A 22,539-nucleotide genomic window follows, 5' to 3' on the forward strand; every position below is an offset into this window, starting at 1 on the left:
AGAATCAAACCTCTTTTTGTTTCCGTTGCGTTTCAATCTCTTCAAAGGTGTACAGCCTGCCGCTTCCGGATCCAGGGCAAACCTTGCAGGTATCTTTCCAGTCGCTCCGTTTTTTTAACGTGCTGTCCCAGAAAGGCCATGTGCGACATTGAATCGGCCGAGCTTCGTAGACGCCGCAGCCTCGACTTTCGGGATCGAGCAGAATGCAGTCGCCATCCGGGTATTCCTTGAGGCTCTTTTCGCGTCCTACGATACGAACGAACTGATGTTCGAAATCGTCGACGTCCATGTCCATCTTGGTTGCCATTGCCTGAATCTCGGTTTCCGAAACCCAAACGAATCCTGGGGCGCCACTGCAGCAATCACCACACTGCGTGCACTCGAATCGAAGTCCATCGGAGTACCAAGGCTTTTTGTTTTCCGATTTCTTTTTCGCTTTATCTTTCTTTGCCATTGCTAGTTTGGTTAGAGGGCGCTTGTATGGATAAGTTTTCATGAGGCGGAACAGGACGGCGAGTCTCGCTTCCCCACCCTCCGCCCCCTGGTGTTTCGAGGATTAGCCGATCGCCTTCCTCAACGTGGATCGTTGTGGCCCAGGGCAACTCGATCGAGCGACCTTGATGAACCAAAGTGTTTCGGCCTCGCTTTCCGCTGCTGCCTCCGTCGATTCCATAAGGATCTCGGGTTCGACGGCCGGTGATCAAGGAAAGCGTCAGCGGTCGCAAAAACTCCATTTCACGGATCATGCCGTCACCACCTCGGAACCGTCCTTCGCCGCCGCTACCGAGCCGAATCGCGAACCGATGCAGCCGCAGCGGCAAACGTTGCTCGATGACCTCAGGATCGGTAATTCGTGTGTTGGTCATATGAGTATGTACCGCGTCGACGCCATCGGCAAACGGGGTCGCGCCGCTGCCGCCACCGATGGTCTCGTAATAACCGAAGGTGGCGTCGCCGATCAACACATTGTTCATCGTCCCCTGAGACGCTGCGGCAACGTGTAACGCGCCGAGCAAGACGTCCACCACTCTCTGGCTCGTTTCAACATTCCCCGCGACCACCGCTGCACACTTGGTCGGATCCTCGTCGCCGGGTGGGTTCAGCAACCCTGGGGGGATCACCAGATCGATGTCGCGCAGGACTCCCTCGCAGAGTGGCAAGTTGGACCCGGAAACCGATCGCACGACATACAGCACGGCTGCGTTGACAATCGATGGCGTCGCATTGAATCCGAAAGGGTGTACCGTGTCGGTGCCGGTGAAATCGATCGTCAATCGTTGGTTGTCGCGTGTCAGACAAACCTTGATCGTCGTTCCGTCGTCAAGCTCGTCACAAAATCGCATCGGTTCATTCGGTAGCGACGCGATCCATGTCGCAGCGGTCTCTGCGGCCACATCGAGAAGTCGCTGCATGTATCGATCGATTTCTACGACCGAATGGACTCGTGACATTTCCACCAGACCACTCACGCCTTCGAGTCCTGCGGCTTGTTGGGCCGCAATGTCAGCGAGATTTTCCTCCACATTCCGGCTCGGGTAGGGTCCGTCTTGGAGTCGTTTGCGAAGTTCGTTCTCGTAGCGGGTGCCATCGCGAACGAAGGCGAAGTCGCGAAGGAGGACCCCCTCTTCGGCCAACGATCGGGCATCCGGGGGCATCGACCCAGGAGTGCGTCCACCGATTTCCGCGTGGTGGGCACGTGATGCGACAAAGAAATCGGGATGGCCCCTCTTGACGTGCTCGTCGCAAAAGACGGGCGTGACGGCCGTTACATCCGGTAAATGGGATCCGCCTGAAAACGGGTCGTTGCTGAGGTAACAATCGCCCGCCGACATGTTCGGATACCTTTTCATCACGTGACGAACCGTATGTCCCATGGCGCCGAGGTGGACGGGCACATGCGGTGCGTTGGCGATCAGTGATCCGTCGCCACGGAACACCGCACAACTGTAATCGCGTCGTTCCTTCACATTGACACTAACCGACGTTCGCCGCAACACCTCGCCCATCGCATCGGCAATGCCTTGCAGTCGTCGTGTGATGACTTCGAGCAAGACCGGATCATCGCTGGCGTGGGGCATCACGGCCTCTACATCGGCAACATCGGCTGGATCGTGGATGAGTCGTATGATTCCGCCGGGCAACACTTGCCCTACCCAATTCGGCTCGACGACAAGGGTGGAATCGTTGCTGATGATCATCGCCGGGGCTTCAATCTGGTCGCCTGCCTGCAAGTCCCTTCGCTCGATGGTTCCGTGATGAGTTGTGGGATGGAGCTTGTTGCTTTCGTGAACCGCGTCGGTTGCGACGATCGAGTTCAACGAGGATCCAAGCGTCGCTTCACATCGAAGTGCCACCAATTCGACTGCTCGGTGGGGACGATCATAGCCGAACGTTTTCAAGTGCATTCGATGAAAACGATCGACAAGCGATTCGCTCGGCTCCATTGGAATCGCGAGGGGTGATTCGGTACCGACGTAGCGGATGTCACACTCGTAGCGGAAACAAGCGGATTCCGCATTGCCCCATTCTGACTTGAGCTGTTGCAACGCGTCCTGGCGAAGTTCCGCAGAAATGCGTGTCAACAAGTGACGCGTCTGATGGCCGATCGGTTCGTAGATGCCTCGAGTCACGACGCGTCCGACATCGGCCAATCCCATTCCGAGTGCACTGAGTGTGCTGCAGTCGGGGTGGTCGATAATCGTGGTCATACCCAACGAATCTGCGATTCGGCATAGATGTTGTGCAGCGGCTCCACCGAATCCGACCAACGACATCTTTCGTACATCGTTTCCTTCGGCGGTGCTGACGGTTCGGACCGCTTCTGCCATGTGGGTGATGGCGATCTGTAGGAAGCCTTCGGCCAACGTGTCGAGGTCCTGGATGCCAGGCAATTTGGCAGCGACCTGTTCCAACCGGCGGAGGGCGGCATCTCGGTCCAAGGGGAACGGGAAGCGATCGACCGGTAATCGACCGAGCAGCACGTTGATGTCGGTAACGGTCAGCGGTCCGCCGCGGCCATAGCAGGCTGGGCCCGGGGCCGCACCGGCGCTGTCAGGGCCCACGGCCATGCGGCCATCGAGGACTTCACAGATGGACCCTCCGCCCGCAGCAACGGTTTGGATATCCATCATGGATGTCATCACTCGAAGCCCCGCCACGCGGGACTCAAAGCGGCGGCCAACGCGTCCATCGAACCGGCTGACGTCCGTGCTGGTTCCTCCCATGTCAAGTCCGATCGCGGCATCCACTGCGGCCGCCTTGGCGACATGAGCTAAGGCGACGACGCCTCCGGCAGGACCTGACAAAATGCTGTCGCGACCACGGAAATCTTCCGCCGTGACAAGATTTCCAGCACTAGTCATCAACTGCAAACGGCACGTTTGTAGGCCACCGAATTGTTGCAACACCCGTGCGACATAATCGGAAAGGATCGGGTTCAAGTACGCATCGAGCGTCGTTGTTTCCGCCCGTGAAACCAACTTGATCAGCGGCGCCACTTCGCTCGATCGGCTGATCTGATCGAATCCCAATTCGCGAGCCAATCGTTCGACCGCTTGTTCATGAACATCCGATACGTGAGCATGCATCAAACAGATAGCCAACGATTCAATACGAGCGGCTCTTAAGCCTTCTAGGTCGGTTCGTAATTTTTCCAGGTCGAGATCGACAAGGACGTTGCCGTGACCATCCAAGCGCTCGACCACTTCGACGGTTCGTTCCGTTAGCGGTGGCGGTTTACAGATGGCAAGTTCGAACAGATCGGGACGATCTTGTTCGCCGATTCGCAAAACGTCTGCGAAACCGGCCGTGACCAGTAACGCGGTGTTGGCACCACGACGTGTCAGAAGCGCGTTCGTCCCGCGAGTGGTGCCAAGTCGAACGTCCACCGGCGGTAAGGGGGTGGTCAATGCAGTGCCCAACAGCAAACGTGTTGCCAGCACCGGTGCTTCGATTTGTGGGGCCAATTCGATGACGTCGCCAGCCGCGATGGAAAACTCCCTTGGGCTGAGTCGCAGCGTCGACTCCGCTGCATCGAATTGGGTGACGATGCCAAGGAATGTGGTCTGGCCGTCCTTCTCCAATCGGCTCACGCGGCTGGTGTTCCAGAAGTCGTCGGGCAGATTCGGGAAGGTGGTGTCTGGATGAATCTTGATCGAGCCGTCTCGACTGCGAGCGACGACTGCGAACCGAATGACGCCACTGCTAAGCACCTTTGCGCTGCGTCGTCGCTGCGCGATGACGACAAAACAATCGGTAAAGGTGCCACCGACATCCGCCCACACTTGGATTCGCGGATCGCAGCTGGAGTCTTGTAGGGAAAGGGGGCCGGTCTTCACTCCCGAGGCGTCCGACAGACGACTGGGGGAGATGGAATTATTGCGCGACATTGAACAACGACAAGCAATCTTCGGCGGATGCTTGGTCAACCAACGCAACGACGATGTCACCCGGTTTCAATTGGTCATCTGCTCGCGGGACACGTACAAAACCGTCTCGCTGAATCGCGGCGATCAAACAGCGACCCGCCAGCGGCAATTCCGCTAGCGTTGCGGTGGTCACTCGAGTCCCTTGGACCACTTCCAACTCATACACCGTGATTTCACCGTTGGGCAATCGGCTTTGGCTGATCACCGCTCCTTCGTTCAAGAAACCAAGGATTTGTCGGGCCAGCACATCTCGCTCGCTGACGGCAAGGTCAATGCCCAATTTGCCAACCACATTCGCATAATCAGGTCGCCCGACAACGCACATCACTCGTGACGCCCCAAGTTCGCGTGCCTCCACGCCTGCCATGATGTTGCTTTCGTCGTTCCCGGTGCAGGCGACAAAGTAGTCGACGGTTCCGGCTCCCTCGTCTTCCAGGATGCTACGGCGGTTCGCGTTGGCGTGAATCACCGTGACCTCCGGTAGGAATTTTGACAACTGTTCACAGCGATCCATGTCTTGTTCAAGCATCACGATTCGGTAGTCGTGGGGGCTCAGTGAACCAGCCAGGTGATAGCCGGTCTCGCCTCCGCCAGCGATCATCACTCGCTTTTTCGAGGGGCGTTGGTCGCCGGCGCCGAACAGCACTCTCGCCTTACTGACCGCATCGGGTATGCCCACCAAACTGACCCGGTCGCCCGCGTGCAACTCGTCTTCGCCGCTGGCAATCCACATCCGGCCTTCGCGCGCTAGCGACCCGATGCGAACGCCTCCCGCTAATTTTAAATCACGAAGCCGTTGCCCAGCCGCGCTCGCTTTCTTGGCAACTTCCATTTCGTAGACTTCAAGTTGACCGCGCGCAAAATGTTCGAGCGGAATCGCATCGGGGTTCCGAATCGCTCGTGTCAACTCGAATGCAGTCAGTTGTTCCAAGCTAAGGATGCTATCGATATTGAAGTGCTTTTGATAATCGAACGTGCTCAGGTCGCGAAACGCCGGTGCATAGACTCGTGCGATGCTGCGGCGTGCTCCGAGTGCCTTGGCCATACTGGCGGCGACGATATTGACTTCGTCATCACCGGTGACGGCGAGACAAATATCGGCACCGCACACGTCCGCCTGGAACAGCACGGTGCTCTGGGAACCGCTACCTTCGATGGCACGGACATCCAATTCACTGTTGATTCGCCGGACGTTGTGAGGATCAATGTCGACCACGGTGACACTGTGCCCGCGACGACAAAGGATGTCGGCGATCCAGCGGCCGACGGTGCCGGCGCCAAGGGTGAGAATGCGCATCGTTCCTACCTAGACCATCCAGTTGATTGCGAGCAAAACAAAAAAGATGATCGCCATGAATCCGAAGATCCAACGGGCCGTGCCAATAGCGTGCTGGATAATCAATTGGTTGTCTTCATGACGCGTGGCACCAAAAACCAGTGAAATGGAAACGACCAGAGGTACGAAGTACAGCAGGTACGAGGGAGAGATGGAAAGTGTTGCAATCAGCATGGCAGTTAGTCAGTGTTGGAGTGCACGCATTCGCGTGCGGTGAGGGTGACGTTCGATCCTTCCGCGAGCCTCGTAGCCGACGGGTCCATCCGCCGAGGGTCATGTGACGCGTTAACTCACACCCGTTTCGTCGTCGACTTTGTCCTCTTTTCGTTTGCCACTGATCGGCACCGCCAAGGGGCCGCCATAGGCGTCGTAGATCACCAGAATATTCAGAAGACCTGCAATCACCGTGTACCACGTCCCCATTTCATAACCCGCTCCGTGTCGGGCGTACCAGGCGGAAACGTCGTCGGCTTGGTCTTCAATCACGGGCCGACGAGGTGGAGCCATGAAGCCCCCCCAATAAGGCGAGTAACTCTCGAGCGTCCGGCCGCTGCGTCGGTCGGTTTGCGAATTCATGAATTTGCCTTGCACGAGTGCCGGCAAGGCTGCCGCGCCGACTCCCGCTTGCAGAACATAATGCCACCGTTTGTCGCCAGGCTGCCAGGACGCGTAAACGACATGGCCACCCCCAAGGGCAAACCCGAGGATCCAGGTGGAAAAAATGCAAACGAAGAACAGCCCTGCCTTGGTCGTTCGGCCTTGATAATAGTGCCCCGCTCCGGGGAGCAACCACGCCAAGAATGCGGCCAGGGTGCGATTTCGCAGGTCAACTTCTTTTCCGTCGACCTCGATCACGGTTTCAGCGTCAGCGGGCATGGGGTTCTTTTCGGGGCATGGGAGACATTTTGCTGCACGCGGAAGTCGCTTTGACTTCTGCTGTTTTGCCCATTGTGCGGGAAAACAGCCGCGATGGGTAGATGAATCTAATGACTTGTTCGGAAACTACGACGACATCTTGTGGATCGCGTCCGAAAACTCGTCGTAAGGGGGCTCGCCGCCGAGACCCTTGCCGAGATTCGTAGCGACTTTGCTTGTTGTTCTTAGGAACTTGTTTAATGCGACAGAATTGCCAGCACCACGGCGATCGTCAAGAGCACCGCTCCGGCTGCCCTTTGCAGCATAATGCGATGGCCGTGCTCCGCTTCGGCGCCACCCCAAATTCGGGCCGCCAACCATGCCAGCCCGACTCCCCAAAGCCCTCGCAGTGCGTACACCACGTTGACTCGTGCTGCGTCACCAAACACCGAGACGGCCAAGACAATGCAGAGTGCCTGCATCGCCACCAACGTCGTGCCTGGCAACAGCGATCGGCGAACCGCCGGATCACGAAATCGGGACCATTGGACCCAAGGGATCATGGCAAGGGACATCACGCCCACGATCCAGTAGACGATGGGAACAAAACGCCCCGCCCCCCAGGCTGGTGACCATCGTTGGACCAAGCAATCGAAAGTGGCGAATGACATGGCCGCCCCCAGTGCAAAGACCAGGGTAAAGACGATTCGTCGACGATGCCCGCGGCTCGTCCATTGAATCAAAACGATCCCAGCGAACGCTAACAAGGCGGCAACCCAGACGGGGGTGGACAATGATTCCTCGGTCGTCAACGTCAACAAGAAGGCCACAAAGACGACCTTGACACCAAACACAGGGGTCGCGATCGACACGTCCCCGTGTTCGACCGCCGAGAAGGTGCAGGTCAAACCAATCATGTAGATGACGGCGATCAGAAACGGCTGCCAAAGCATCGTCCAGGGTTGGCCGGGCCCACCGAAAAGCCAAAGCAACGAGAAGGCCGCAGACGAAACCATGTTGCTGCAGAACAAGATCGTGATGGGGCCGATACGGGCCTCGCTTGCGCGCTTGACAAAAATCAAGCCGCAAACAAACAGCACGCTCGCGGCGAAGGGAAGCAGTAGGTACATCGTCGCGCTAACATACCCTGTTGGGCCCCCTGTCAGGAACCCGGTCCTGGGCAAGCGGAACAGCGATGCCCTACAATGACGGTTCTTAGCCTAAGAACCTATCCGAAAAGGGGTCTGACCCTTTGTCGACCGACGTTTCGATTGCTCAAAACTCGTTGTTTTCCAATGGATTCGCTACCGATACGCTCAGACCAAGAGAGGGTCACACCCCTTTTCGGATAGGTTCTCAACCCAAAACGGAGTCCCAGTCCCATGAGAGCTCTCGTCAAGCGGCATCGCGACGTTGGTTTGGTGATGGAAGACGTCCCGATCCCGACGATCGGGATCAACGATGTTTTGATTCGTGTTGATCGAACCGGCATTTGCGGGACGGACGTGCACATTTACCAATGGGATGATTGGGCACAGAAAACGATTCCGGTTCCGATGGTGGTCGGCCACGAGTTTGTCGGCGAGATCGTCGAAATCGGATCGAACGTGGTGGAGTTTAGCGTCGGTGATTTGGTCAGCGGCGAAGGGCACGTTGTGTGTGGGCATTGCCGCAACTGTTTAGCGGGGCGGCGACATCTGTGTGCAAAAACCAGTGGAGTCGGCGTCAATCGACCGGGGGCCTTTGCGGAATACATTTCGTTGCCGATGACCAATGTTTGGGAACATGATCGTCAGATCGATCGAGACGTCGCGTCCATTTTCGACCCGCTTGGAAATGCGGTGCACACGGCATTGTCGTTTCCGCTTGTCGGTGAAGATGTGTTGATCACCGGCGCCGGCCCGATCGGATGCATGGCGACCGCCGTCGCTCAGTACGCCGGTGCTCGCTACGTTGTGGTGACGGACGTCAATCCGTGGCGATTGAAGCTTGCGGCTAAAATGGGGGCCACTCGTGTGATCGATGTGCGAACCGAATCGCTTGCCGACGTCATGCAAGAGCTTGGCATGAAGGAAGGATTCGATGTCGGGCTCGAGATGTCGGGCAATCCGAGCGCGTTTCGATCGATGCTCGAAACGATGTGTCACGGCGGCAAGATTGCGATGCTTGGAATTCCTTCGGTTGAAATGGCCATCGATTGGAATCTTGTCATTTTCAACATGCTTCACCTGAAAGGAATCTACGGGCGAGAAATGTACGAAACGTGGTACAAAATGACGGTGATGGTCCAAGGAGGACTCGATGTTTCGCCGGTGATCACGCATCGCTACGACTGCGAAGATTTTCAAAAAGGCTTTGACACGATGCTCTCGGGGCAATCCGGCAAGGTGATTCTCAATTGGTAATCCGTCATGACGAGTAACAGACTCACTCAGGTTCTTGGGGACACGATCGATCAAATCCGCGAGGAAGGATTGTACAAGTCCGAACGCGTGATCACGACGGCCCAAGACGCTCGTGTGCAAGTCGAGCCGGGGGGCGAGGTCTTGAACCTTTGCGCGAACAATTATTTGGGATTGGCAAACCACCCACGCATTGTCAACGCCGCCCATGCAGCATTAGATGATTGGGGGTATGGGCTCGCCTCGGTACGTTTTATTTGTGGGACGCAAACGATTCATCATCAACTGGAGCAGCGGATCTCCGAATTTCTCGGCTCCGAGGCGACGATTTTGTACTCGTCCTGTTTTGACGCCAATGGCGGTCTTTTTGAAACGTTGTTGACCGAAGAAGATGCGATCCTGTCGGACGCCTTGAATCATGCCTCGATCATTGATGGGGTCCGGTTGTGCAAGGCAAAGCGATTTCGCTATCGCAACAACGACATGGCGGACTTGAAGGCTCAACTCGAAGCGGCCGCAACGAGTCGAATTCGCTTGATTGCGACCGATGGTGTGTTTTCGATGGATGGTTCGATCGCCAAGTTAGCAGAGATTTGCGAGCTTGCCGATCGTTATGACGCCTCGGTCATGGTCGATGATTGCCACGCGACAGGGTTCCTCGGAAACAGCGGGCGTGGAACCCATGAGCATTGTGATTGTATCGGCCGAATCGATATTCTGACCGGAACGTTAGGCAAGGCGCTGGGGGGGGCAAGCGGCGGATACACCAGCGGACGGGCCGAAGTGATCGAATTGCTGCGACAGCGGTCCCGACCCTACCTGTTTTCCAACTCGATCGCACCGCCGATTGCTGCCGGAGCCATCGAGGCATTGGATTTGCTGAGCGAATCGACAGCGCTTCGCGATCGTTTGATGGGCAACGCCCGATTTTTCCGCCAAGCGATGACGGAGCATGGGTTTGATTTGCGTCCAGGCGAACATCCGATCATTCCCATCATGCTCGGTGACGCTCGCGTGGCGGCCGAGATGTCACGTCGGCTGTTGCAGAAAGGGGTCTACGTGGTCGGGTTTTCCTACCCCGTCGTTCCCAAAGGCCAGGCGCGAATCCGCACGCAGATGTCGGCCGCCCATGCGCAAGACGATCTTGCGCTGGCCGTTGAGAAGTTCGCGGAAGTCAAATCCGAAATGGGGCTTGCTTAAGCGTGCTGCGTTTCAACCACGGCACCCTTCGGTTGGTTGATCGCGCCAAGCAGTTCGCCGAACCATGCGCAGTCAATATTGAAGGGCTTGCCACCTTTGATTCGCTCAAACTCGATGGCTCGGAGTTCGTCGCCGCGATCTTGGTCTTCACCGATCACGCCACCCTCACCTTTGAGTGCACATTCAACCGCCTTGGACGCGCACCTTCCGATCAGTTCAATATCTTGATCGTTTGCTCGAGCCGCCCTGCTGTAATAGCCGCTCTTTTGGATCAAGGTCTTTTCTGCGCCGATCATTTTCGCGAATTGCTCGCCAAACCATTTTCCCGGGTTCACCGCGTCGAGTTTGTAATGCCCAAAGGCATCGCGCGGAACGTCTTCACCCCGCGATTCCATTTCTTGCACGATCGTGTCGACGCCAGCACCTTCCGAAATGAAGAGGTTGACGCAGTCGATTTCGTCCATGATCGTACGCAGCCGACTGGCTTCCCGCTCCAGATCAAAGTGCATTTCAGGGACAAAGATGCCGTGCACCTCTTTGCGATCGCGGCTCAATCCCGTCTCGGGAAGAAAATCGAGTGCATTCAAGCGATCGCGGTATTTTTCGGCCGTTGCAGCGGTCAGCCATCCGCAATTGCGCCCCATCACCTCATGGACAATGAGCATCCTTGGGTTGGCGTTGTGTTCGGCAACGACGTTCTCAAAGAACCGAGCACCCTGTTCCGCGGCCGTCCATGCTCCCAAGCTTTGGCGGATCGGAATCACGTCGTTGTCGATCGTCTTGGGCAATCCGACGACGGTCAAAGCGTAATCGTTCTTTGCAAGAAACGCGGCTAAGTCCGCAGCGGTTGTATTGGTGTCATCACCGCCAATGGTGTGCAACACATCGACACGATCGGTTCGCAATTGCTCGGCAGCAACCTCCAACGGGTCTTGCCCCTTTTTGACCAAGCCACGCTCGACACAATCGTCAACGTTGGTCAACTTCACGCGGCTGTTGCCGATCGGGCTGCCACCATGCTGGTGCAACACCTTCGCTTTTTGGCGAACCGCGGGAGTGACCAAAAAGCTATCACCGAGTAGCAGGCCTTTGTAGCCAGAGCGGTAGCAAATGATTTCCACTTCGGGCGCCTGTGCGGTGTAGCTTTCGATCAAAGCGCCGATGGCAGAGGAGAGACAGGGGGCTAGCCCGCCGGCGGTGAGGATTCCGACTCGTTTAACAGTCATGATTGGGACTCCAATTGGGGATGTTCGGTGAATTGCCGCAAGTGCGAACGACGAAAACCGCCTCTGCGCTAGCAATCGATAGCCAAGAAAATAGCGAGTGGATGGAAAACCGTCGCCGGGGGACGACGCGAGCTTGGGCCGGCCGGCAGCAGCAGTGTCGCGTTTTGTTCCGCAAACGGGGGTTAAGGAAGCGGCCCTGCGCGAAACCGCCGGCCAGGATTAAAAAGTCGCAGCCAAAAAACGCAAGCTGGCAACGATCAATCTGTCGCGACTTCTGTTCTTCGCACTCACGGGCTGGTCTTTGGCAAATCGATGGCGGGACGTGCTTTGGCAGCCGGCGGGTGGTCGTAACGTTGTTGCGGTGGCACGACAACGCCGCAACTGACGATGAACTGGATGGCCTCGTCGACGGTCAGATTCAAGTCAATCGCGTCGCTCCGCTTCACCGTGACGGTAAAGCCTGTCATCGGCATCGGGCTGGTCGGCATCAACACGCTCAGCATCGGTTCTCCGTTGGCGATCGAGATTTCCTTCATGCCGTTTCCCGTTACAAAACCCAAGGACCAAATTCCTTTAGAGGGGTACTCGATGGCGACGACGCGATTGAATTCGATCTCGCGATCGCTGAAGGCGAAATCGGTCACCTGTTTCACGCCACCGTAGACTTTGTTGACAATTGGGATCCGCAGGATTCCAGCATCGAACGACCGAACCAACCAATGCCCCAGCCCGAATGTGAACAAACGTCCCACAAAGTACAGCACCGTCAAGAAAACGAGCAAGAAGACCGGAACCACGACCGAGCGAGGCATGTAGCTGATCTCGACATAACGATGCCAGTACGCGTTGGCACTTGCCGGGGCAGGCGTGTAGGGACCGAATCGATCGGCATTCTCGTTGACCGTGTTGACGACTTCCTCGGGAAGAAAACGGCGGTTGGTCGGGTCGGGGACGTAACGCTCACCACGCAGTGTAAACCCGTCGAGTCGTCGTTCACCGGTCGGAATCGCACCTTGGGGAACCGCCGAGTAGGTTCGACTCGGTGCAATCGCTTTGACGATTGCCGAGCGGATACTCGATTCGATGGGTCGGAGCACGTAACTCTCAATCGTGCCCCAGGCCCAAATCAGGACCGCAATCGTCAGCAGCGGCGGCAAGACCACTCCGAGCCCGCGCAGCACCGCACGCCGAAAACCACCAGTCCGTTTTCGCTTCAGTTCACCCGGTTCTTGCGTCTCGGGATCGGTTTCGGATGCGTTCTCTTTTGGGGGCAGTTGCATCTTGGAATCGTTGTGGACCTGGGGAGGAGTGTGCTGAGCGAACCGAGCGGGCGACAACCGCGACGCTGACCTTCGAAACGCCACCCGACCGCAAAACGCGAGCCACCTCGTTGGTGGTCGCTCCCGTCGTGAACACATCGTCGACCAACAAAATATGCCGGTGGCACAAATCGGGCGAACTACCGAAAGCATAGCTTTTTTTTAAACGGAACGCATCGCGGACATTGTGAACCCGGCTGGCATCGTCGAGCCAAGCCTGTTTGGCGATGCGCCGGGTGGCTTTTAGCAGGGATTTACATGGAGTTCCCATCCTTTTCGCGACCGCAGTGGCCAACGTTTGAACACCAATCCCCCCACGAGAGAGCTGCCGAGTGAAATGGGACGGAACAAAAGTCACCGCGTCGACGCGATCCTCCGCCAATCGCTCGGAGACGATTCCACCGAGCCGCCGGCCAAGTGTGTCCGCGAGCGAGGATTGGCTGAAATACTTGGCCGCCACGACTGCGTCACAGACCATACCCTGATACATCCACATCGGAATGACCCGATCAAAATGGAAGGACTGATCCTTGCATTGCGGGCATTCGGTCGGAAGTCGTGTCTCTTCGGCGGGCATTCGCCCGAGGGGCCACCCGCAGCGACCGCAACCGCATCGCATCTGCGGCTCGCTGGCGGTCAATCCGACGCGGCACGACCGGCAGAAATCCTGATTCGAGGCGACCAATCGTTGGCAGAATCGGCAGCAGGGCGGAAATGCAAGGTCGCGAACCGATTCCGTCGCCGCTCGGGCCGTCGATCGGCACCGCTCGAGCATCTCGTCGAGAAAGGTGGCCATTGGCGAGCGTGGAAAAAGTTTCTGAAAAAAAAGACTTTTCGATTTTACCCGCGAACCTTGAACTTCGGGCCCTGTCTATTCGATCATTACCAAGAGTCGAGGAAACTTTTCACTGGTTTTCCTTGCCCGGGGTGGATATTGTTCATCTAGGGAACCTAGTAGCTCTCGTTTTGCGATTAGGTTGATTCTGTTTTATTCCGTTGCTCCGCCGCCGCACCCAGCTTTAGAGGTGCCGGGAGGATTGAAATGCGTACCGTATCGATTACCGCCGTCGTCGCACGTTTCTTCGCCGCTGTCGAAGTCCGTGAGATCATTGCCGTCGAATCGTTCACAGCCGCGTTTCGTCTCCATCTCAATGCATGGCGGATGCGACTAGGGATGCTGTGTTACCCAGGCTTATCCCCGCTGCGCGTCGTCACGCTTGATGACGGCACGATGGACAAGATGAGTTGGATGCACGGCATAAAACGCGGCAGTCAACTCGGCATCCGGAGAGGCTCCTTGCAACCGCAATGGATCCCCTCGCGTTGCGTTTCGGATCGCGGCCGAGCTTAAGGCTCAAGCCCCGTTCCACGTTCTCGCCTCGTTTTGACCTTCGAAACAAGAACGAGAACGACGACTGAAAACGCTTCTCGGATGTTTCGCGAGCCGGAAATGCATTGCTTGCAATTTCCTCAGCTTGCGATTCCAGCGATCCGACGAACCGTTTTCCCATGCTGGCCATCCAAGCTCACTTTGAACGAGAAAGGTTCAAGGTCTTTGGTTAGCCACTCCCTAAACAAAACAGAAACACTGCGGTCGCGCGTCATGCCGTACCGCCTCCGTTCGGCCCATTTCACTGAAGCGATGGGAACGAAAGCACCCACCACCCGAGTGGTCGAGCGGATCGGAGAGGAACCGAACATGAACATTACGGAAAACAGCTACTTGAACGTCCAGGACGAAACTCGGACCGTCGCACAATTGGTGATTGCGGCCCAAGGTGGCGATCGGGACGCGTTTGGCGCGTTGTTCGAGCGGTACCGGTCGGGCATCGTTGCGCTGGCGATGCGTCGGGTCCGCAACGCCGACGAAGCCGAAGAACTCGCGCAAGACGTTTTCATCCAAGCGATGCAAAAAATCGATCAATTGCGGGTCCCTGAAGCTTTCGGTGGATGGCTTCGCCAGATCGTGCACCGAATGGCAATCAACCGGTTGACGCGGAGCCGAGTCGCGGTGGCCTGCGATCCCGAAACGCTCGAAGCAACCTGCTATGCGGTCGGAACGCCTGACGTTTTTGCCCAGGACCGTGAGCAAGCCGAAGCGGTTCGCAGCAGCATTGATCGACTTGGTGCATTGGATCAACAAACGCTCAAGGCGTTTTACTTGCACAGCAAGTCGTTGATCGAAATGAGCAACGAGTTTGATGCTCCCGTAGGAACGATCAAGCGGCGATTGCACGTTGCACGAAAGCGATTGCAAAAGGAAATGGAAGAAGACACGCTGCAAGCGGTCTAGCTTCGGTTTCTCGTTGCCGTTCTGGCTTTTGTGCGACCGTTTGCAGCTTGGAACCTATCCAAAAAGGGGGCTGACCCTCTTTTGGTCTGAGCGTATCGGTAGCGAATCCATTGGAAAACAACGAATTTTTGAGGAATCGAAACGTCGGTCGACAAAGGGTCAGACCCCTTTTCGGGTAGGTTCTTAGCGGTGCGTGTTCCAACGTCTTTCGTCCAATTCGGCGGTTTGGACTTGCTCGTCCACGCCGAATTGCTTCATGTAGCGGCTCGTTTCATTCGTGAAATTCACCTCCACGTCGCGGTTTTCAAAACGAAACCGCTCGACCGGTGGCGCGGTGATCTCGCGGATGGCATACAACTCGACCAACGAAATCAGTCGTTCGGCATGGTCGGTGTTGTTCTTGGTCGTTGACGTTTCCGCAGCGGGAGCAGCAGAATAGTATTCAAAACGAACCGGCAGGAATTTGCCGAATCCTGTTTTGCTGTTCCCCGTTTTCGAAATGGCGATTCGAATCTTGGCCGGGTAGAGTTCGGGCCACTCGCTGCGGCCACTTCGTTTCATCAGCTCGTCACGCTGTGATTGTGGCATCACTGCGGTAATCACCCACACGGGTTGTCCCGTCATCGTTGCGCTGTTGACCTGTAATTGATGATCTTGTTCGATGGATTCGAGCATCTCGATCCAACCACCGACGCGGAGTCGCAACGGCAATTGGTCCTCTGGCAGATCTGGGTGAGTCCATTCATCGAGTCGGCTGACATCCACTCGTTTCAAGGTCACCTTGTCGGCGATCGCGGTGCGGGTCCAACTCAACCGGCCATCGCTGATCTGTTGCAGCGTGTGTTTGCCGTCTCCGTCGAACATGGTCATTTGCAAATGAAACTGGCCGGTTTGGTAGCCCGATTGCTCGTAGGTTCCCACACCGATGCCTTCGCGACCGGTTGTCCAAACACGCTGACGAAATTTCGATTCGAATGCCGGTCCGCTGGCGAGTCCAAAAACGACTCGGCGCAACAATTTTTTTGCGGCGTCATGCGACTTTGGTAAATCATTTTGTGTTTTTTTTTCGCTTGTCGCCTGCTGCGTCGCTGCGGCGGATTCGCTGGCATTGCCAACGGCCTCAAATGGAGCGAACGGCAAAAAGGCCGCAAAAACGAGGGTCACCAACGATGGGAGGGTGCCCCAACGCGTGAAACGTCTGACCGGGAAACCGCATCGCCGCTCCGAGGACGGGTGGGTTTGGTTGTAGCGATCGATCTTCATGGTCGGGTTATGTCGGTTTTTTCAAAGATGACGCCTGTTTTGTGCCGATGACCAACTACGAAGAAAGGTCTGGCCGTATGCCATGCGGATCCTAATCGGTTTCTTGGCAGCGCGTCCACCCAGATCATTCATAGTTACAGAACAATTATCAGTCGGTGTCGCCCGCGGCTTGTTGCTTTCTTAAGCAAGACAGACCACTAGGTACATCACCCAAGGAACGGGGGGAAAGATGAAACGGATCGTCACTCATTTGTCGCTATTGGCGGCCACGGCGGTGTTCGCCACCGGGTGCGTGCCGGTTCGCCACAACTTGCCACCGGAACAGCGATTGCTGGAACCCGGTCCAGGTGTTGGCGGTCCGGGACCAGGCGTTTTAGGACCACCTGCGATGCAACCAGGCATGGGCGGGGGAATGCCCATGATGATGGGAGCCGGTGGAATGATGGGAGCCGGTGGGTACGGTATGAATGGTCCGATGCCCCAAGGCGCAATCGGTGCCGCGGGGCCCGACGTGATGCGGAGTGCTCCGTTGGCTCAAAACGGTGGCGGGGGAGAAATCCAACTTGCCAGTTGTGGCCCCGAATGTGGATCTTGTGGTGGCAGCGGAGCGTGTGGCGACGGCGGATTGCTCGGGATCGGCGGTGGAGCCTATTCGAACATTCCTGCGGGTGGCGGTGTCACCTCAGGCATGCCCATGATGCCGGCCATCCCCGCGACGGTTCAAGTCACCCTTGGACAACCCGAAGGGATGCATGTTCGCTACGATGCGACGGGCGCGGGCATGTTCGACAGCGAACCGCTTGTCGTTCCCGCTCGCCAAAACTTCCCTCAAGGTGGACTGTATCGTCTGAAACTGACGAACATTCCATCGCGTGAGGGAGTTGAACTCTACCCAACGGTTGAGCTTGCCTACGCAAACCCACGAACGGGTGCCTACTTGGCACACAATTCGATCCCACTTCAGTTCACGGCCGAAGACTTCGACCAAGTGCTGACCGGAAACTTCGTGACCAAAGTCATCTACCTTCCCGATCCCGATTTCCAAGGTCCTGCCTTGGCCGGTATCGACACCTTGGTCAGCACACGGCTTGACCCAAGCATCGACCCGATCGTGGAAGCGGACCGTCGCGGTTCGATCCTGGCGATCATTCGCTTGGGCGACAAGGATATCGAAATGGCGGGAGCCGGTGGAATGGGCGGCGGCGTGATGGCACCTCCGATCGCTGGACTCCCTTCGCCCTTCGCAGCTGCGATGACCGAAGGATGTGGCGGACCCGGTGGCGGCGCAGGATGTGTTTCGACTCCGATGGGACTTCCAGGAATGATCGCGGGGGTGAACGCTCCTCAGTACGGCATGCCAATCACAGGCACACCGATCGGGTTGCCCGGACCACCTCACATTCCACTTGGAAGTCCAGCGGGATTGAAGAAGCATGTGATCAAGAATCACACGCCGATGCACATCCCACAACCTGTTGACACGATGAAGATCGGCGTGCGAATGCAACCTGGATACAGCTATCCTAACCCCGTCAGTCGCATCAACATCACCGAGCAGAACATTCATCCCGGTGTGCCGAATCAGCGTGGCTTGTATCAGCACGCCAGCCAGCAAGTGGATCCCGATTGTCGTCAGTAATCGGATCTTCACGCAAGCATGAAATGAAACGCGGCGATGAATCGAAAGATACGCCGCGTTTCTTTTGCTCTAAAGTTGGAGCTCAGGCTTTCGCCTGCGTCCGAGTGTCTTCCTGGCTTTCACGGAACCGCCCGAGGCCCCGGCAGCCCGAACCTGCAACGGACACTGGTCTGTCTATCGAATGATTGGTTATCCCATGACATCTCGCCGAAACTCCTGTTTGCGAACCGCCGCAACGATCACTGCGATCATCGCGTGCTTTTCGCAAACCTCCGCAGCCGACCCGAGTCAGTATCTTCGCGGTTACGGCAACCAGCATCGGATTGTCTCGGGCGACATGCCACCCGGCCAGGTAGGCCAAGCACGATTGACCGGCCGCGGCCCTGTTCAAGGCTACTTTCAACCGGTCGCCTTTTCGGGGCCCAAGGGCGTCGGTTTCTCGATGCCTGAACACGGGAACCTATTTGGCAAGGAAGATCCGACGCTTCAACTGGGATTGATGGTCGGAGGCGTCTATCGTTTTCGCATTACCGGTATTCCAAACGCCGAAGGTGCTGAGCTTTACCCGACCATCGAATTGATCGATCGAATTTATCCGCCCCCAGGCTTGGCCACGTCCTTTCCGATTTTGATCAACCTCGATCAAGACGATCTTGATGCTGCACTTGACGGACGTATGGTCACTCGGGTGATTTACCTTGAAGATCCCGACACCGCCATCGCACTTCCAGAGACCCCGAAAACTTCACGCGCCATCGAAATCTCGGAGCATCAAGATGCACTCGAGGTGGCAGATCGTTTTGGTCGTCCCGTTGCAATCGTCCGAATCGGGTCGGTCGCGCCGCCCACCGCCGAGGCCTTGATGCCACAGTTTTTCTTCGGCTATCCGATCTGGGCTCCGATTTACAAACCTGAGCAACCTGAACACGCGGTAACACGATGAACCGAACAACACAAAGCTTCCGTCTTGTAAGCTGCGTTGTGCTCGCCATGGCGGTAGGCTGTCAATTGCCTCAGCCACGACAAACTCAACCTGTTGCTCCGACGCCGCTACGTGTCCCTGCGCCGGCACCGACTGCCCAGGCAGCGGCGCCGACGACGATTCAGCAAGTTGGATTTGTCTCTCCGAGCAGTGGAGGGTCTACCTTTTGCGAAGATACGGCCTGTCAGGGTGAAACGTTCTGTCAGGGAGAAACGTTCTCGATCAGCGATTGCGGTGGCCCGACGCCCTCTTGCCAATCGGGCGGATGCTTGGCTTGCCAGCAAGATTGCAAAGTCGTTCCACACGGGTATGCCGATTGCGGTCCAGTCGATTGGAACGCGTATGGGATCGATCCCAACGAGTTCCTTTGTGATGGCGGCGATCAACCTCCCAAGGCGATTCTGCAAAAGAACGATCGGTTCGCGGGGCTGAACCTTGAGGACACCGTTGCCCACTACACAACCGAAGCAGGGGACGTCCATGTGCAACCAAGCAACCGGACTTGTATCTACTCACCTCGCTTTGCTTCGGTCCGTAAGATCACGGGCGCGGTTTCAGGAGGCAGAGCCGTTGGTGCGGCTGGATTGAATCTGCCCGTTGGCCCCAACCGCGTTCAGTACGATCAACCTCAGCTAACCATGACCGACCTGACCGAACTGGGGCACGCAGATGTCACCCGTCGGATCGACGCGATGCGTGACCGCAACCGCGGTGTCCGCATCGAAGGGATCCTCCAGCCCGAAATGGCTGAAGACGTTCTCGTTGCCTTGGTGGGCTTGTCGGCACTCGAAATCAATCTGCTACAAGAAAACCAACTTGCCCTGTTGCAAGAGGCAGCCAATGCTGCGGTCGCTTGGACCCTTGACGAATCCGTCGAGGTGGCCATCGAAGACATGGCGCCACCGACTTTGACGCGTGATCAACGGGTCGAAGAACTGACGATTTACGAGTTCCCCGACGCTGGCCGATTGCAGATCTGCAAGCTCGCCGACAAAAAGCATGCACAGCCGGGCGAGATCGTGACGTTCATGATACGAGTGGAAAACGTTGGCGATTCCGCTGTTAGCCAAGTGACCTTGACCGACAACTTAACCACAAGGCTTGAGTACGTCGAAGAGAGCCAAACGTGTAGTGGCGGTGCAGAGTTCACGTCCGAAGCAAACGAGGGTGAATCGCTGCGGTTGCAGTGGCGGTTGACGGACCAACTTCGCGTCGGTGAAAGCGTGACCATGCGATTTAGGTGCAAGGTGCGGTAAGGGATGCGAGAATCATCCCGATGAGCGCTCGGCGGCGGGCTATCCTTTTTTGGCCTCAGCAAGTTCTTTTCGCTCGGGCATGTCTTTGTAGAAAGGATCAAGTGGATAACAACCACTGACGATTCCGTTTCGTGGGGCTGTGGTGCAATCGCTAAACGTTCGGCAAACCTTCTTGCGAACCAGCGTCTTGCCGCTGAGCACATCGGCGGGCAGATCAGGATACGACAACACCATGCGGCCGAGCCCAACCGAATCGACCATGCCGGTGCGAACGACCGCCTGTGCTACATTCGGTAGCCAATCTTGCAAGTAGGTGTAGCCCGATCCAACGATGGTCAAATTTGGGTGTAAACGCGTCAGTTCAGCGGTTGCAAGGATTTGTCGCGTTACTCCCACCAAGGGATCCTCGGGTGGTTGGTAACCATCACTCGGCGGGAAATAGGCGGGCCGCTGAATGTGCGGGTTGTAATAGGGGCTTCCCGCCGTGCTGCACACCAACTCGATGCCCAATTCTTCCAACAGGGTCATGAACAGCGATGGCTCGCTCAAATCGATCCCCAGCCCGCTGCCATCGCCACCAAACGTCAGCCGCGGGTCGGCTTTTTCGTCCGGAATTCCGATCCGGTCTTCGTCCGAGGGGCGATACGGAACAAAGTCAAACACGCTGACGCGCACCCCCATTTCCAATCCAGGGGCTTCGGCGCGGATGCCGGCGATGATGTCGCGGGCGAACCGCGTCCGGTTTTCGAACGATCCACCAAATTGGCCAGGTCGATCAAACCCGCTAAGCAATTCGTGCCCCAAGTAGCCATGACAGTGTTTGATGTCGACAAAGGCATAGCCTGCTTTTTTCGCCAACACCGCCGCCGCGACGAAATCGTCGATCAGCTTCTTTAGCTCATCGTCACTAAGCATTTTGGAATCGTCGCTGATCCCGAATCGTGGATCGAGAGCGGGGTTCCGCTGAGCGGTGCGTGGCTCGGCAAGCGTCTTTTGGTTGGGGCGAGCAAATCGGCCTGAATGGGTTAGTTGTAAGCCGACCAGCAAATCATCGGTTCGATCGAAACGCTCTTGGTGTGCGCCGACAAGCTCGGTTCGCAACGATTCAATCGAGGACAAATTCGCGTCATTGATCATCAATTGGTTCGGGTTGGCCCGACCATCATGACGCACCGCAACCGCTTCGCCGCCCCAAATGAGCTTGGCTCCGCTGATGCCAAAATTGACCCAGCGGCGACGAGTCAACTCGGTGGGTTTTCCATCCGACGTCCCATCCCATCCTTCCATCGGCAGAATGCAGAACCGGTTACCAACCTTCCCCGACTTCAGCGTGATCGTTTGCCCGAGCGGCGAATCGTCGCCGGATTGAACCTCCGCATCACTTGGCAAGTCCAGACCCAATTCCTTGAGCCGGCCGGTGAAGTCTTCGTGCGATTTGAAACTAGCGATTCGAGGATAAGCCATGATGTAAAAAAGGCGAGAGGGGTGGCAAGGATAGTGGGCTGCGAGAGATCGGGTCACCGAGGAATCCGGTATCCCACCCGAGTCGTTTGAATGACCGTGGAATGCGGGTGCCTTCGATTCCCTCCATTGTTACGTTTAGGGATTCTCGCACAATCGGGGGGAATGTTAGCAAATCGCCAAGCCACACCGGATGTTAAATTCTACCGATTATTCGGATTTGTTGGACTTTGACGGTTGGGATGGACGATCACTGCTACGGTCACGTCCCCAATCGGTCATAGGATTCTGAACATGTCTTTGTTGCGGAAATTGTCAATCATTCTCGTCTCGGTTTCACTTCTTGGTGCGGCCGGGTGCGTCGGCCCGATGGCATGTGGTCCGATGGGATGCGAATCCGGCGGTGCCTGTGGACCGATTGCATGGGGGGCCGCCTGTGGTGGCTGCGGCGAGTGCGAAGGATGCGGCGAATTGTATGTCGACCCCTGGATCAACGAGCCCGCGGATTGCTGTGACCCCTGCGACCAATGCGGCAACTACAACGGACAATCGTGCGGTAAATGCCGGTCGGTCTTCTCGGGGATCGAAAGTCTGTGGGGATACCGTTGCGGCAACGATTGCAGTTGTTCGGACATGGCCTGCGGCGGCAGTTGCGGTGGATGCGGCGGATGTGATTCGTGTGGCAGCGGCGAGACTTATATCTCGGGTGAGACCTACATGTCGGGCGTTCCAACACCCGCTGGCGATCCAATCGTCGAAGGAAACGTTGTCGAACCCCCTTACCAGCCGGCTCGGCAACGGCAAATCTTTCGACCCAAGCCACAAGTCGCCGGTCGGACGACCAGCAAGGCTTACTAAAGGATCAGGATGAAGGCCGTGG

General features: G+C 56.9%; 19 protein-coding genes. 8 read left to right on the plus strand and 11 right to left on the minus strand.

Annotated features, from left to right (window positions below):
- Positions 1 to 4: 4 nt before the first annotated feature.
- The 6 genes from Poly41_RS25410 to Poly41_RS25435 form a co-directional block, all read right to left on the minus strand.
- Positions 5 to 454: a YkgJ family cysteine cluster protein gene (locus Poly41_RS25410; protein WP_146530173.1), complete on the minus strand. Its 450-nt coding sequence runs from the start codon at positions 452 to 454 to the stop codon at positions 5 to 7.
- Positions 438 to 4,388 carry a hydantoinase B/oxoprolinase family protein gene (locus Poly41_RS25415; protein WP_146530174.1) on the minus strand — a complete coding sequence of 1,317 codons (3,951 nt, stop codon included), beginning with the start codon at positions 4,386 to 4,388 and terminating at the stop codon, positions 438 to 440. The genes Poly41_RS25410 and Poly41_RS25415 overlap by 17 nt, the downstream gene beginning before the upstream one ends.
- On the minus strand, positions 4,375 to 5,724 hold the full coding sequence (gene trkA, locus Poly41_RS25420; protein ID WP_146530175.1) for a Trk system potassium transporter TrkA: 1,350 nt from the start codon (positions 5,722 to 5,724) through the stop codon (positions 4,375 to 4,377). Before trkA ends, Poly41_RS25415 begins: the two co-directional genes overlap by 14 nt.
- Positions 5,725 to 5,733: 9 nt before the next feature.
- Positions 5,734 to 5,937, minus strand: a complete 204-nt coding sequence (locus Poly41_RS25425; protein ID WP_146530176.1) for a hypothetical protein — start codon at positions 5,935 to 5,937, stop codon at positions 5,734 to 5,736.
- Positions 5,938 to 6,048: 111 nt separating this feature from the next.
- A complete protein-coding gene (locus tag Poly41_RS25430) occupies positions 6,049 to 6,639 on the minus strand; it encodes a DUF6677 family protein (protein WP_231615921.1) in 591 nt (196 codons plus the stop codon).
- Positions 6,640 to 6,875: 236 nt separating this feature from the next.
- The gene (locus Poly41_RS25435) at positions 6,876 to 7,748 is read right to left on the minus strand and encodes a DMT family transporter (protein WP_146530177.1); all 873 of its coding nucleotides are present in this window, start codon (positions 7,746 to 7,748) and stop codon (positions 6,876 to 6,878) included.
- Between the two features lie 252 nt (positions 7,749 to 8,000).
- On the opposite strand from Poly41_RS25435, the gene tdh reads away from it, so the two are divergent.
- Together tdh and Poly41_RS25445 are read left to right on the plus strand one after the other, a co-directional pair.
- Positions 8,001 to 9,023: an L-threonine 3-dehydrogenase gene (gene tdh, locus Poly41_RS25440; protein WP_146530178.1), complete on the plus strand. Its 1,023-nt coding sequence runs from the start codon at positions 8,001 to 8,003 to the stop codon at positions 9,021 to 9,023.
- A gap of 6 nt (positions 9,024 to 9,029) precedes the next feature.
- Entirely contained in the window at positions 9,030 to 10,220 is a 1,191-nt protein-coding gene (locus Poly41_RS25445; RefSeq protein ID WP_146530179.1) for a glycine C-acetyltransferase, read from the plus strand.
- Here Poly41_RS25445 and Poly41_RS25450 read toward each other — a convergent pair.
- The 3 genes from Poly41_RS25450 to Poly41_RS25460 all read right to left on the minus strand — a co-directional run bounded on the left by Poly41_RS25450 (position 10,217) and on the right by Poly41_RS25460 (position 13,561).
- Positions 10,217 to 11,446: a pyrophosphate--fructose-6-phosphate 1-phosphotransferase gene (locus Poly41_RS25450; protein WP_146530180.1), complete on the minus strand. Its 1,230-nt coding sequence runs from the start codon at positions 11,444 to 11,446 to the stop codon at positions 10,217 to 10,219. The genes Poly41_RS25445 and Poly41_RS25450 overlap by 4 nt on opposite strands.
- 287 nt (positions 11,447 to 11,733) lie before the next feature.
- Complete coding sequence (locus Poly41_RS25455; protein ID WP_146530181.1) at positions 11,734 to 12,726, minus strand: DUF502 domain-containing protein; 993 nt, start codon at positions 12,724 to 12,726, stop codon at positions 11,734 to 11,736.
- On the minus strand, positions 12,665 to 13,561 hold the full coding sequence (locus tag Poly41_RS25460; protein WP_146530182.1) for a ComF family protein: 897 nt from the start codon (positions 13,559 to 13,561) through the stop codon (positions 12,665 to 12,667). Before Poly41_RS25460 ends, Poly41_RS25455 begins: the two co-directional genes overlap by 62 nt.
- Before the next feature lie 246 nt (positions 13,562 to 13,807).
- Between Poly41_RS25460 and Poly41_RS25465 the strand changes: the two genes are divergently transcribed.
- Together Poly41_RS25465 and Poly41_RS25470 are read left to right on the plus strand one after the other, a co-directional pair.
- On the plus strand, positions 13,808 to 14,116 hold the full coding sequence (locus tag Poly41_RS25465; RefSeq protein ID WP_146530183.1) for a hypothetical protein: 309 nt from the start codon (positions 13,808 to 13,810) through the stop codon (positions 14,114 to 14,116).
- Between the two features lie 348 nt (positions 14,117 to 14,464).
- Positions 14,465 to 15,058 (plus strand): RNA polymerase sigma factor, encoded by a 594-nt coding sequence (locus Poly41_RS25470; protein ID WP_146530184.1) that lies wholly within the window; start codon positions 14,465 to 14,467, stop codon positions 15,056 to 15,058.
- Between the two features lie 183 nt (positions 15,059 to 15,241).
- On the opposite strand, the gene Poly41_RS25475 is transcribed toward Poly41_RS25470, so the two are convergent.
- Positions 15,242 to 16,321, minus strand: coding sequence for a hypothetical protein (locus tag Poly41_RS25475; RefSeq protein ID WP_146530185.1), 1,080 nt, complete (start codon positions 16,319 to 16,321; stop codon positions 15,242 to 15,244).
- 229 nt (positions 16,322 to 16,550) lie between these two features.
- Here Poly41_RS25475 and Poly41_RS25480 point away from each other — a divergent pair, with 229 nt between their 5' ends.
- The 3 genes from Poly41_RS25480 (at position 16,551) to Poly41_RS25490 (ending at position 20,198) form a co-directional block, all read left to right on the plus strand.
- Positions 16,551 to 17,960, plus strand: a complete 1,410-nt coding sequence (locus Poly41_RS25480; protein WP_146530186.1) for a hypothetical protein — start codon at positions 16,551 to 16,553, stop codon at positions 17,958 to 17,960.
- A 196-nt stretch (positions 17,961 to 18,156) separates the two neighbouring features.
- A complete protein-coding gene (locus tag Poly41_RS25485; protein ID WP_231615922.1) occupies positions 18,157 to 18,903 on the plus strand; it encodes a hypothetical protein in 747 nt (248 codons plus the stop codon).
- Entirely contained in the window at positions 18,900 to 20,198 is a 1,299-nt protein-coding gene (locus tag Poly41_RS25490) for a DUF11 domain-containing protein (RefSeq protein WP_146530187.1), read from the plus strand. Before Poly41_RS25485 ends, Poly41_RS25490 begins: the two co-directional genes overlap by 4 nt.
- Before the next feature lie 39 nt (positions 20,199 to 20,237).
- Here Poly41_RS25490 and Poly41_RS25495 read toward each other — a convergent pair whose 3' ends face one another.
- Complete coding sequence (locus Poly41_RS25495; protein WP_146530188.1) at positions 20,238 to 21,662, minus strand: oxidoreductase; 1,425 nt, start codon at positions 21,660 to 21,662, stop codon at positions 20,238 to 20,240.
- A 291-nt stretch (positions 21,663 to 21,953) separates the two neighbouring features.
- Between Poly41_RS25495 and Poly41_RS25500 the strand changes: the two genes are divergently transcribed.
- The gene (locus tag Poly41_RS25500; protein WP_231615923.1) at positions 21,954 to 22,517 is read left to right on the plus strand and encodes a hypothetical protein; all 564 of its coding nucleotides are present in this window, start codon (positions 21,954 to 21,956) and stop codon (positions 22,515 to 22,517) included.
- Positions 22,518 to 22,539 lie beyond the last annotated feature (22 nt).

It is taken from the genome of Novipirellula artificiosorum, from assembly GCF_007860135.1.
In the GTDB taxonomy this organism is placed as follows: domain Bacteria; phylum Planctomycetota; class Planctomycetia; order Pirellulales; family Pirellulaceae; genus Novipirellula_A; species Novipirellula_A artificiosorum.

Coding starts and splice junctions, on each gene's coding strand:
- Poly41_RS25410 (WP_146530173.1), bottom strand. CDS start 454: ATGGCAAAGAAAGATAAAGCGAAAAAGAAATCGGAAAACAAAAAGCCT.
- Poly41_RS25415 (WP_146530174.1), bottom strand. CDS start 4,388: ATGTCGCGCAATAATTCCATCTCCCCCAGTCGTCTGTCGGACGCCTCG.
- trkA (WP_146530175.1), bottom strand. CDS start 5,724: ATGCGCATTCTCACCCTTGGCGCCGGCACCGTCGGCCGCTGGATCGCC.
- Poly41_RS25425 (WP_146530176.1), bottom strand. CDS start 5,937: ATGCTGATTGCAACACTTTCCATCTCTCCCTCGTACCTGCTGTACTTC.
- Poly41_RS25430 (WP_231615921.1), bottom strand. CDS start 6,639: ATGCCCGCTGACGCTGAAACCGTGATCGAGGTCGACGGAAAAGAAGTT.
- Poly41_RS25435 (WP_146530177.1), bottom strand. CDS start 7,748: ATGTACCTACTGCTTCCCTTCGCCGCGAGCGTGCTGTTTGTTTGCGGC.
- tdh (WP_146530178.1), top strand. CDS start 8,001: ATGAGAGCTCTCGTCAAGCGGCATCGCGACGTTGGTTTGGTGATGGAA.
- Poly41_RS25445 (WP_146530179.1), top strand. CDS start 9,030: ATGACGAGTAACAGACTCACTCAGGTTCTTGGGGACACGATCGATCAA.
- Poly41_RS25450 (WP_146530180.1), bottom strand. CDS start 11,446: ATGACTGTTAAACGAGTCGGAATCCTCACCGCCGGCGGGCTAGCCCCC.
- Poly41_RS25455 (WP_146530181.1), bottom strand. CDS start 12,726: ATGCAACTGCCCCCAAAAGAGAACGCATCCGAAACCGATCCCGAGACG.
- Poly41_RS25460 (WP_146530182.1), bottom strand. CDS start 13,561: ATGGCCACCTTTCTCGACGAGATGCTCGAGCGGTGCCGATCGACGGCC.
- Poly41_RS25465 (WP_146530183.1), top strand. CDS start 13,808: ATGCGTACCGTATCGATTACCGCCGTCGTCGCACGTTTCTTCGCCGCT.
- Poly41_RS25470 (WP_146530184.1), top strand. CDS start 14,465: ATGAACATTACGGAAAACAGCTACTTGAACGTCCAGGACGAAACTCGG.
- Poly41_RS25475 (WP_146530185.1), bottom strand. CDS start 16,321: ATGAAGATCGATCGCTACAACCAAACCCACCCGTCCTCGGAGCGGCGA.
- Poly41_RS25480 (WP_146530186.1), top strand. CDS start 16,551: ATGAAACGGATCGTCACTCATTTGTCGCTATTGGCGGCCACGGCGGTG.
- Poly41_RS25485 (WP_231615922.1), top strand. CDS start 18,157: ATGACATCTCGCCGAAACTCCTGTTTGCGAACCGCCGCAACGATCACT.
- Poly41_RS25490 (WP_146530187.1), top strand. CDS start 18,900: ATGAACCGAACAACACAAAGCTTCCGTCTTGTAAGCTGCGTTGTGCTC.
- Poly41_RS25495 (WP_146530188.1), bottom strand. CDS start 21,662: ATGGCTTATCCTCGAATCGCTAGTTTCAAATCGCACGAAGACTTCACC.
- Poly41_RS25500 (WP_231615923.1), top strand. CDS start 21,954: ATGTCTTTGTTGCGGAAATTGTCAATCATTCTCGTCTCGGTTTCACTT.